The following is an 11,425-nucleotide window of genomic DNA, read 5'->3' as shown; positions in this document are numbered from 1 at the left end:
TTTTTTTTATTTTAGATAGTCGTTCAACGACTAGAAAATTTGCTCAAGTATTTTTTGTGTAATAGCGTAAGTTGGTGTTACTCCGCTCATTCCAAGTCCACCAGAAGCAAGTGTTGCACCAGTTTCTAACGGGTTATCAGATGCATAATACGCATAACGTACTTTTACATTTTCTGAAATATTTCCTCTAATTCTAGAGGCAGATTGAATGGCTTTTTGGTAGTGTGCACCTTCCATTTCTAATCCGATTACATTCCAAGTTGAATCGTGGAAGAATTTTAATAAGTCTTTATTTTGTAGCGATGTTCCTAATACGGTAATCATGGCTCCGTCAAAAACTCGAACTCCAAAACCTTCTAAGTCTTCTTTTGATAATTCGTTTTTAAATGGATAATTATCAGCAGTTCCTTCAAAAATATGTGAAGAAGGAATCATAATATCTCCTTTTCCACCTTCTAAAATACCAGCTTTCCCCATAATAGAAACCGATTGAACATCTAAATGGATTGTTTTACCTCCGGTTTTATAAGGTTTTAACAATTCATCCATGGTTTCAAAAGCTTGCTCACCAAAGGCATAATCCATTACGATAATTACAGGTTTTTCTCCAACTGAATTTACTTTGTTAAAAGAGTTGGTGTCAAAATCAATTTTATCAGTGTCGATAATTTGTACATTGATATTGGTTCCTGAAGTATCTTTAATATAAATCAACCCGTTTTCCGAAGCATAATTTTTCACAGCAGATTGTAAAGCACTACTATTAGCATTACTTAATACTTCAAAAAGTTGAAAATCTTTATGTTTTTTAGCTTCTTTAGGCAACGCATTTTTAGCATAAATACTATTCATTACACTGTGCATGTTTGCACTGATGATATGAATAGGACGCTCTATCAATCCGTTATCTAACAAGACTTTTTTGATGCTATTCGCCCATAATTCCCCGTAATAATGATGTCCGATTTCTTCAGTTAACACCGAGCTGAATTTTATAGAGCGTTTTTGATCGTATAAAGATTCGTTAATGGCTAGCTTACCTAACCAATAAATTAAATGGAAAAATCTATTCGGGTTTTCTTCTGTAGAAAAGGTGTTGTATGCGTCGTAAATTTCGTCGTAGGTTCTTCCTAAAATGTTACCAAGATGTACTACAATTACATCTTTTTCTTCATCAGTAAGAGTTTTGTTATGTAGTACTATATCTTCTAAGAGTAACCATTCGCGAATGAAGCTTTCTCCGTTGTTAATTACAACACGATCTTTTATTTTATGAGACTCAATAAATAAAAATGTCAAGTGTGTTAGAATATCATAAATTTCTGAACGACCACGCGTAATTTCGATATTCATTTGGTTTTTATCAATACGATAGCAGTTTCTCCTTCTTTTAGGAGGTACAATCGCTTTATAAGTAAATAAATTGACATTCTTCAATTCCTTCAGGTAAACGTTCAATAACGTATACCAATCCGTTTAATTCGGTTTTGTCTTCAGCAATCGACCCATAAATTTCTGGGCGTAATGATAAAAGTGATTTACGTAAAGTTTCACCTGAAACTCCCATCGGTTTATAAAAACCACGACTAAAGAGGTGTCGCATTGAGATGTATAAACGCTCAACAGCGCTTGTAGATTCGTGTGCTCTTGTACGTTCTTTTTGGATAGGTTTTGACATATGTTTTTAAAGTGCAAATATACAAATTATATTCTGGAAGCTATTTTTCTAAAATACTGTTGTACTTTTTGGTATCGTTTAACAGCGTAACAGCATTTTTAATAGTGATATCATTTTTAAATAAATGTTTATACATTCCTTCTTTGTAGGTGTAGCGCTCAACTATTTCATTTTCAATTTCCTTTGAAAGCAAATCTTGATTTTCTACAATCTTTGCAACCTTTATAGCTTTTAGTTGTTGAATGATTGTAGTATATTCTGGAGTAATAATTTTATTGTTTTTTACCGACTTGTATGCAGACTGAAATAACCTTTCTTCGTTAGAAACAAAAGCGGTGTCCTTACGAAGTAAATATTCTTTAAAGCTATTAAAATCCTTAGATGTAAACGTGTAGTTTTCGGCAGATAAATTAGGATTTTGATAAGTGAAATCGGTTACAAAATTAAAGATGGCTCTTGATTTAAGTAATTCATCAGTTTCTTCTGTTTTTTTAGAAAAGTCACTAACAATATCTGGCGTTACACCACCACCATCGAATACTATTCTTCCATTTTTAGTAGTAAATTCATTAAGAGTAGTATCTGAAAACTTAGGCACTTTTCCTGTTTTAGGGTCTCTATTGGCGTAATCTAATTCTTGAATACAACGCCCACTAGGAGTATAGTATTTAGAAATAGTAATTTTCATTTGAGTTCCGTAACTTAAATCAAAGTAACGCTGAACTAAGCCTTTTCCAAAAGAACGTTCTCCCATAATTACTGCTCGGTCATAATCTTGTAAAGCTCCTGAAACAATTTCTGAAGCTGAGGCTGAACGACCATTTATCAACACTACAATAGGAATATTGGCATCTAGTGGATCTTTGTTGGTTTTATAAGTTCTACTATTTTTTTGACTTTTACCACGAGTGTCTACAACTTTTAATCCCTTAGGTATAAAAAGGTTTGTAATATTAACAGCGTCGTATAAAGATCCGCCAGGGTTGTATCGTAAATCAAACACGAGTTTTGTCATTCCTCTTTTTTTAAGGTCGGCAAAAGCGTTTACAACACCTTCTGTTGCTTTTTGTCTTATAAATCGTGTTAAAACAATGTATCCGGTTTCAACATCAATCATGTCGTAAAAAGGAACGGGATTTAAAATAACTTTATCAAGTTCTACTGATATGTTTTTTGTTGCTCCGTTTCTATTTACTCTTAAAGAAAGTTTTTTACCAGGAACTCCTTTCAACATCTGTGAAAACTGGCTTCTTTCTGTGCTAGACAACTCCACGTCGTTTACAGTAGTAATAATATCACCTACTTTTAATCCTGCTTTATCAGCTGAAAAGCCTTTGTATACTTCAGAAATAACAATTCCTTTGTTTATAGTAAAAGAAGAAATACCTAAGCCACCATATTCACCTTCACGGCTAATACGAGCATCTTCTACATCTTGTTCGTTAAAGAAGTTTGTGTAAGGATCTAAGTTTTGAAGTGTATTTTTTATTGCTTTATCAGTAAGATCACCAGGATTAATTTCATCAATATAATTGATGTTTAACTCCTTAAAAAGGTTGTTGTAGATTTCAATTTGTTTAGCGATCTCAAAAAAACGAGATTGAAAAGAAAAGAAAAGAGAGATGATAATGAGGGAACCTAAAATAAGTATTGTTCTATTTTTCATCTTGAGTAATTTCTGTAATAAACTGTGTTAATAATTTCTTCATTTTATGCTCAATATCAGCATATTTCCATTCATCTCTTGCAAGATAAGAAATCATAAACACATATTGTTTATCTACAGCCTCATAAATTGTATGTTTTTCTTTTCGGTAAGTTTCTCGTAATAAACGTTTAATTCGGTTTCTGTCTACTGCTTTTTTAAAATTACGTTTCGGAACAGAAACTCCTACTTGTGCAGGAAATTTAGAGGTGTGTTCGGCTTGTATGTATACCATTCGAAGCGGAAAAACTTTAATTATTTTTCCTTCTTCGTAAAGCCTACCTATCAGCTTTTTACTCTTTAACCGTTCCTCTTTTCCTAAAGTAAATCTCATCGGTACAAACATACGGAAACCCTAGAAAAAAATCATTTTTTTAATTACATTTGAAAGAATTCTAAAACTCGACTAACTATGGATTTATTTCAAGCTCCAGATTATTATAACATTGATGATTTATTAACTGAAGAACATAAGCTTGTAAGAGATGCTTCTAGAGAATGGGTAAAACGTGAAGTTTCTCCTATTATCGAAGAATACGCACAACGAGCAGAGTTTCCTAAGCAAATAATTGGAGGGTTAGCAGAAATAGGGGCATTTGGACCTTATATTCCTGAAGAGTATGGAGGAGCAGGATTAGATCAAATTTCATATGGTTTAATTATGCAAGAAATTGAAAGAGGAGATTCTGGAGTGCGATCTACTGCCTCTGTTCAATCTTCATTGGTAATGTATCCAATTTATAAATACGGAAATGAAGAGCAACGTAAAAAATACTTGCCAAAATTAGCATCTGGAGAATGGATGGGGTGTTTTGGTTTAACAGAACCAAATCACGGAAGTAACCCAGGAGGAATGGAAACTAAGTTCAAAGATATGGGAGACCATTATTTATTGAACGGAGCAAAAATGTGGATTTCTAACGCACCGTTTGCACAGGTGGCTGTGGTATGGGCTAAAAATGAAGAAGGACGTATTCACGGACTAATTGTAGAGCGCGGTATGGAAGGTTTTACAACTCCAGAAACACATAACAAATGGTCGTTAAGAGCTTCTGCTACTGGAGAGTTAATTTTTGATAACGTAAAAGTTCCTAAAGAAAACTTGTTGCCAAACAAATCTGGTTTAGGAGCTCCGTTAGGATGTTTAGATTCTGCTCGTTACGGAATTGCTTGGGGTGCTATTGGTGCTGCGATGGATTGTTACGATACAGCGTTACGTTATACGAAAGAACGTACTCAGTTTGGTAAGCCAATTGCACAATTTCAACTGCAACAAAAGAAGTTGGCAGAAATGATTACTGAAATAACGAAAGCGCAATTATTAGCTTGGAGGCTAGGTGTGCTTCGTAACGAAGGGAAAGCTACCTCAGCACAAATATCTATGGCGAAGCGTAATAATGTGGATATGGCTATTAATATTGCTAGAGAAGCGCGTCAAATGTTAGGAGGTATGGGAATTACAGGAGAATATTCAATAATGAGACATTCAATGAATTTAGAAAGTGTAATTACCTACGAAGGAACTCACGATATACACTTATTAATTACGGGGTTAGATATTACCGGGTTAAATGCTTTTAAATAAAAAAAGAAGAAGCACTCAAACGTTAAACCACTAACACATTATTATAGAGTGCTTCTTCAATCAACTATTAAAACTAAAGTTTACCCACTTTACGGGTTTTCAAAAGACCTTCGTCTTTTTCAATGCAATTATTTTATAGTATTATTTGTTACAAATAATTTAACTGTCTTTTTTCTTGCCACTGTTAATTAGAATTAAAAGAGCGGCAACCAATCCTACACAAACAAATCCGAAAATTATCATCATGATGGTTCCGTTTGTCCAAGATACTAATGGAATATTTAGTAATTGTGTCATTTTTTCCTTGTTCTTTGTTTTCTCAAAAATATAGGGAAAAGCGAAATTAAAACATGATATTTATCAGGATTTTGAAAATAAACGGTAAGGCTACAGTAAGATAAAACTTAATTAACCTTACTTAATTAGACCATATGAAAGAGAGTATTATAAGTAACAAAATTACTTCAATGAGATTTAATAAGACTTTGTCCTTAATGATTTTAAATAGAATATAATCGATAAGTAAAATGAACAAACCGATTAAAATAATTGCTATAGCAATTAAAGGCCACAAACCAAAACGATCATCTTTCGCATCATAATCTATGAAGTGTATAAAAGGCACCAATGCGATAAGTATAAAAGAGAGTATTAAGAAGAAGGTAATACGTTGTACAGAAAGTAATTTTTTTATATTCATCATAGTTTTTTAAAAGATTGAATTATTTTTTAGTCAACCCAATCTTTGGTGCGTTCAACAGCTTTTTGCCATTTTTTATACAATCGTTCTCTTTTTTCTTTAGTAAATGAAGGTATAAACTGTTGATCTATTTTTCTTCTATTTATAATATCATCTTGTTTCCAAAAGCCCACACAGATTCCTGCTAAATAAGCAGCTCCCATCACTGTTGTTTCTATTTCTTCAGGACGTTCTACGGTCACATTTAAAATATCTGCCTGAAACTGCATTAATAAATTATTAGCGCAAGCACCACCATCAACTTTTAAAGATGAGAGAGGTAAAAGGCTGTCTTTTTGCATCACATCTAAAATATCTTTGGTTTGATAAGCTAAAGATTGCAGTGTGGCTTTAATTAAATGGTTTTTTCCAGTATCACGAGTTAATCCAAAAACAGCTCCTCTAGCATACATATCCCAGTATGGAGCACCCAAACCAGCAAAAGCAGGAACTACATATACAGGATTTTCATCAGTAACTTGTTCAGCAAACAACTCGCTTTCTTCCGCACTGTTTATTATTTGTAAACCGTCGCGTAACCACTGAATAGCAGAACCAGCTACAAACACACTTCCTTCGAGTGCGTAATATACTTTATCGTTAATTCCCCAAGCAATGGTAGAGATTAAACCATTTTCAGAATATTCTAGATTTTCACCTGTATTCATTAACATAAAGCAACCAGTTCCGTAGGTGTTTTTAGCTTCTCCTTTCTTAAAACAGGCTTGTCCAAATAACGCAGATTGCTGATCGCCAGCAATTCCAGCAATCGGAATTTGAATTCCGTCCAACTCATAATTTCCGAAGTGAAAAGAAGAAGGTTTTACTTCAGGTAACATAGAAAAAGGAATATTCAATTCGTTTACAAGTGTTTTATCCCAACAAAGGTTTTTAATATCGTACAGCATAGTACGAGAAGCATTACTGTAATCGGTAGCATGTACTTTGCCATTGGTTAAATTCCATAGTAACCAGGTATCAATAGTTCCGAAGAGTAAATTTCCTTTTTCTGCTTCTTCTTGAGCGCCTTCAACATGAGTTAAAATCCAGTTAATTTTAGTGGCAGAAAAATAGCTGTCAATAACTAATCCGGTTGTTTTTCTAACATAGTTTTCTAGTCCCGTTTCTTTTAATTGTTCACAAATATTAGCAGTACGTTTATCTTGCCAAACAATGGCGTACTTATCTTGCCAAACAATGGCGTTGTAAATAGGTTTTCCTGTGTTTTTATTCCAAACCACAGTAGTTTCTCTTTGGTTTGTAATTCCGATTCCTGCAATTTCAGAAGGTGAAATTTTAGCTTGTTGAATAGCTTTTTGCAGGGTGTAAAGTTGTGTTTGTAAGATTTCGGTAGCATCGTGTTCTACCCAACCTGATTGAGGGAATAATTGTTGAAATTCTTGTTGAACTTTAGCAACAATTTTTTCTTCATTATTAATAATTACGGTACGACAACTTGTGGTTCCTTGATCTAAAGCAATAATATATTTGTGGGTCATTTAAACGTAAAATGATTAAATGCCTAATTTACAATTTTACCTATAGTAACAAAAAAAACCTCCTAGATTTTCTAGAAGGTTAGTTTTCCCCTTAAATGTCTTTTTTCCATGCAATTTTGGAAAAAGATGTCACGAAATTAAAAAGATCATTTGTTTAAAAAAAAGGGATTTCCGCAAAAAATAATGCAGATTTATGCAAACCAGTTACTTAAAATAAAAAAAAGCCTCTAGGCAACTAAAAGCTTTTACGTTTTTCTCTTTTTCAAAATTCTCCCAACAAGATTCGAATTCTCCTGCGAAATTATAGGTTCGTTTTAAGGGAGAAAAGAGGAAAACCGTAAAATGAAATGTATTTTTCCGCAAAAATTAATCTATAATCCCAAGTTCTTTGGCTTTAAGAACTAAGTCTGTATTGTTATTTGCTTGTAAATCAGTCCTTAGTTTAGAAAGTTTACTTTCTATAGACCGAACTTTAAGTAAAGAACCATCGTTCTTTTTTATAAGCCCTTCTAAGTTTGAAATTTTAGGATGCTTAGGAAGTTCTTTTAAAATTTGAATGGCAATATCATCCATTTGGATTTCAATTAAGGCTCTTTTTAACAATTTTTGGTGTATTTCATGTGTATAATACACCTCATCTTTAAGCATTTTTTGAATTGCAAACGTTAGTTCATCGACACTACAATTTCCTTTTAAAATATAGGCTAAAGGATTTAAGTTTTTAATTACATTAAAAACTCTGTTTGTTTCAGAGTGTCCTGTTATTACACCAATCTTGATAGGAATTTCTTCTTCTTGAATTGCTTTTATCAACGCTTCACCATCAATAAAAGTATTGTTTTGACTCTGATTATCGAAACTTAAATCGGTAAAAATAAGATGAAAAGGACTTGTTTGTAAGTTCGATTTTATTTTTGAAAAAGCTTCATCACAAGAATTAGCTGTTTCAATTTCTAGACCATCTATATTCTTTAAACAAGAAAGAATACCTTCAATAATTAATTGATGGTCGTCAACTAAAAGAATTTTCGTTTTCTTAGACATGGAAGGGGATTTGAATATGGGTTTGGGTTCCTTTACCTATTTCACTAGTTATGGTTAACGTTCCGTTTAACTCTTCAACGCGTTCTTGTAGGTTTTGTAAACCAATCCCTTTTTTACTGACTTCGGTATTAAAACCAACACCGTTATCAGTAATATTCAAATGTACATATTTTTTGTGTACCGAGAAATAGATAGTTATAGTACTTGCCTTAGCATATTTTTTACAGTTTTGTATGCTTTCACGAGTGCTTAAATAGAGTAATCGTTTTATAGAATTGTCAATAGTAGTCCAATCATAATCTTGTATACCGTAGACTTTTATTTTAAAATCTAACTCAAAATAATCGCTTACTAAATTGATAATTTGATCTTTAAAAGATACTTTATCAAAACTTATACTACTTAATTGATGTGATAAATTACGAACGTTCTCTTTTACTGAATTTAGCTTTACAGCTTCTTCTAATAGGTTTGATTTTTCTAACTTTTGATGCAGTAAACGTAAATCACCAGCAACTTCGTCGTGCAAAGATTTGGCAATTTGTTGACGTTCGTGTTCTCTTGCTTCTACTTTTTGTAATTGCGCTTGATACAATATTTTTCGTTTACGTTGAAAGTAAAACAACACACTAAAACCAGAAAATAAAAGGCCACTTAAAGCAACCAGCCAACCAATGGTTTTTTGTTGTTTTTGATACGTAATTTCTGCTTGCTTTTGTTGGTTTTCTGTTTTTAAAACAACATTTTCTTTTTCTTTTTTATCGGTTTCATACCTGATTTTAGCAAACTGATTTTTTAACCTACGTTCATTTTGAAAGAGACTATCGTTTAAGGTGATATATTCAAATAAATATTGTTTAGACTCTTCTCCTTTGGTTAAGTTAGCTAAGTTTTTTAAAGCTTCTAGCCAACGTTTATTATTATGAGTTTGCTTTGCATATTTTAAGGCTTCATTAGAGTGAAATAAAGCTTTTTTTGTAAGGTTAAGATCCTTGAAGTAATTAGATAAGTTTATATGGGTTGTACTCATACCACTGTAGTTATGAAGTTTTTTTCTAATAGATAAAACTTCATTGTATTGTTCTAATACTTTCTCCTTATTACCTAATGAATAATTACTATAAGTTAAATTTTCTAATAATAAAGCATATTGGGTTGGGTATTTCTGCTCGATACTATCTTTGTTTAGCCCTTGCATGAAATATGTAATAGCTTTTTGATGTTGGTTAAAGTGTTGGTATAGAAGTCCTTTGTTGTTGAAGGTGTTAAGCCGTAAATTGTAGTTTTTAATTGAATCTTTTTTTAATTCTTGTAAACTTAAGTCAAAATATTTCAAAGCTTCTTGTAATTCCTCTCTCTCTTTAGCTATGAGGCCTAAATTATTATATATATAATATTTTATGGTGTGAAAGTTTGTTTTTTCTAAGTTTTTTAAAGCTGAAATATAGGCAATTTCACTTGCAAGTATATTGTTCTCGTTAAGTAATAAAAGAGCAATGTTATATAGTCTTTTGCCAGTTGTAATACTATCTCCTAATTGAAGTGAAATATTTTTAGATTGGTGGTAATGATAATAAGCACTATCTGGTTTTTTAGAATATTTATAGTAAGTAGCTAAAAAAAAATGTACTTTTTCTAAACTTTTAGGTTGTTTACTATAATTAGATGAGAGATCAGTATATTTTTTAAAAGAATCGAGCTGCTTTTCTCTGAAAAAAGACAATGCTTTTTCCATTGTATTATCAAATACTATAGAATCTTGCTTTGAAGTAGTATTTACAGATTCATTTTGACAAAACAAAAAGGTTGAAGCAAAGAAAAAAATAAGGGAAAATAAGAGTCTCATAGTGATAAAACCATCACAAAGTGATGGTTTTAGTATAATGTGTCAGGTTTTTTTTTAACAAGGTGATTTTGGATCATCTCCGTTACCAGTTCCTCCATCACCACCACCAGTAGATCCTCCTTGACTACCACCTCCTGTTTTAGGGTTATCAACCGTATCAGGGCTTAAATTCATAGCTGTTTTTTGTAAGTTTTTGTTTTCCATATTTACGGGTTTTCTTAAGTTAAAAAAATACTTGTGTGCAATTGCGTACTAAAGTATACTTTTTAACTAAAAAAACATAAGACTTTAACGCATTTTCGTAAACAGATCCCATAAAACAACGCCACAACTTACCGATATATTTAAGGAATGTTTAGTACCTAGTTGAGGTATTTCAATACACATGTCAGAAGAATAAACCACAGCTTGCTGTACGCCTTTAACTTCGTTACCAAATACTACTGCGTATTTTTGGTTAGTTTTTGGAGTAAAAGTATCTAGCATGGTACTGTTTTCTGCTTGTTCAATACTTAAAACTTTTACGTTTTCGGCTTGTAGTTTTTCAACCAAATCCATGGTGCTTTCAACATATTCCCAATCTACCGATTCAGTAGCACCTAAAGCAGTTTTGTGAATTTCTTTATTAGGCGGCGTTGCTGTAATACCACACAAATAAATTTTTTCAATTAAAAAAGCATCCGAAGTTCTAAAAACAGAACCTACATTATTCAAACTACGAATATTATCCAATACTACAATGATGGGAGTTTTGTTCGTTTGTTTAAACTCTTCAACTGTTTTTCTACCTAGTTCGCTGTTTTTAAGTTTACGCATATAATATGATATATTTAATGTAAACGGAATCTAATATCCTCCTTTACATTAAATTATTAAAACGATAAAAATAATAAAAATAGACACTTGTATAGTGTCTATTTTTATTTAATAAAGGGATTATTAATTTTCTTTTGATGGAAAACCAGCCAGTAATAAATTAATCATAGGAATTAAAAACAACCAACGGTTAAACCCTGCATCGTTTAATCTTCTAAAGCCCAAAGCCAAAGTAGGTATAATAAGTACTACTCTTAAAATATCTCCTAATACAAGTGGCAAGTCTAAAGGTCTTCTTAAAAAACCTAATACCATAAATAGTAAAATATTTGTTAAAAAAAAGTACCAAAACTCATTAATAGTTGCTCTTCCTTTAAAATCAAACATTTTTTTAAATGCTAAAGTGTAATAGTTCATCTTTTTTCTTCGTTTTATTTTAAATACAATTAATCTCAATACAACTTGCCACAGCTTCAGCATAACATTCATAAAAAGCAAATGCACAAATAATTC

The 11,425-nt window shown here is 31.9% G+C and carries 10 protein-coding genes and 1 pseudogene; 1 reads left to right on the top strand and 10 read right to left on the bottom strand.

Annotated elements, in window-relative coordinates:
- Positions 1-30 precede the first annotated feature (30 nt).
- The 3 genes and pseudogenes from OU788_RS10455 to rnpA all read right to left on the bottom strand — a co-directional run bounded on the left by OU788_RS10455 (position 31) and on the right by rnpA (position 3,717).
- Positions 31-1,678, bottom strand: a pseudogene (locus tag OU788_RS10455) (DUF6909 family protein).
- Between the two features lie 40 nt (positions 1,679-1,718).
- The gene (locus OU788_RS10450; protein WP_274635112.1) at positions 1,719-3,344 is read right to left on the bottom strand and encodes a S41 family peptidase; all 1,626 of its coding nucleotides are present in this window, start codon (positions 3,342-3,344) and stop codon (positions 1,719-1,721) included.
- Positions 3,334-3,717 carry a ribonuclease P protein component gene (rnpA, locus tag OU788_RS10445; protein ID WP_274635111.1) on the bottom strand — a complete coding sequence of 128 codons (384 nt, stop codon included), beginning with the start codon at positions 3,715-3,717 and terminating at the stop codon, positions 3,334-3,336. Before rnpA ends, OU788_RS10450 begins: the two co-directional genes overlap by 11 nt.
- 78 nt (positions 3,718-3,795) lie before the next feature.
- On the opposite strand from rnpA, the gene OU788_RS10440 reads away from it, so the two are divergent.
- A complete protein-coding gene (locus OU788_RS10440; RefSeq protein WP_274635110.1) occupies positions 3,796-4,968 on the top strand; it encodes an acyl-CoA dehydrogenase family protein in 1,173 nt (390 codons plus the stop codon).
- A gap of 159 nt (positions 4,969-5,127) precedes the next feature.
- Here OU788_RS10440 and OU788_RS10435 read toward each other — a convergent pair whose 3' ends face one another.
- The 7 genes from OU788_RS10435 to OU788_RS10405 form a co-directional block, all read right to left on the bottom strand.
- Positions 5,128-5,265: a hypothetical protein gene (locus OU788_RS10435; protein ID WP_274635109.1), complete on the bottom strand. Its 138-nt coding sequence runs from the start codon at positions 5,263-5,265 to the stop codon at positions 5,128-5,130.
- Between the two features lie 432 nt (positions 5,266-5,697).
- On the bottom strand, positions 5,698-7,206 hold the full coding sequence (gene glpK / locus OU788_RS10430; RefSeq protein ID WP_274635108.1) for a glycerol kinase GlpK: 1,509 nt from the start codon (positions 7,204-7,206) through the stop codon (positions 5,698-5,700).
- Between the two features lie 366 nt (positions 7,207-7,572).
- Complete coding sequence (locus OU788_RS10425) at positions 7,573-8,250, bottom strand: response regulator transcription factor (protein ID WP_274635107.1); 678 nt, start codon at positions 8,248-8,250, stop codon at positions 7,573-7,575.
- Positions 8,243-9,985 (bottom strand): tetratricopeptide repeat-containing sensor histidine kinase, encoded by a 1,743-nt coding sequence (locus OU788_RS10420; protein ID WP_274635106.1) that lies wholly within the window; start codon positions 9,983-9,985, stop codon positions 8,243-8,245. Before OU788_RS10420 ends, OU788_RS10425 begins: the two co-directional genes overlap by 8 nt.
- Positions 9,986-10,150: 165 nt before the next feature.
- Positions 10,151-10,300 carry a hypothetical protein gene (locus tag OU788_RS10415; protein WP_274635105.1) on the bottom strand — a complete coding sequence of 50 codons (150 nt, stop codon included), beginning with the start codon at positions 10,298-10,300 and terminating at the stop codon, positions 10,151-10,153.
- An 84-nt stretch (positions 10,301-10,384) separates the two neighbouring features.
- Positions 10,385-10,912 (bottom strand): RNA methyltransferase, encoded by a 528-nt coding sequence (locus tag OU788_RS10410; RefSeq protein ID WP_274635104.1) that lies wholly within the window; start codon positions 10,910-10,912, stop codon positions 10,385-10,387.
- Positions 10,913-11,035: 123 nt separating this feature from the next.
- A partial coding sequence (locus OU788_RS10405) for a DUF805 domain-containing protein (RefSeq protein WP_274635103.1) occupies positions 11,036-11,425 on the bottom strand: 390 nt, incomplete at its 5' end.

It is taken from the genome of Tenacibaculum sp. L6, assembly GCF_028823685.1.
GTDB lineage: Bacteria > Bacteroidota > Bacteroidia > Flavobacteriales > Flavobacteriaceae > Polaribacter.
The sequence above is the reverse complement of the archived record's forward strand: the minus strand, read 5'-3'. Positions and strand labels throughout refer to the sequence as shown.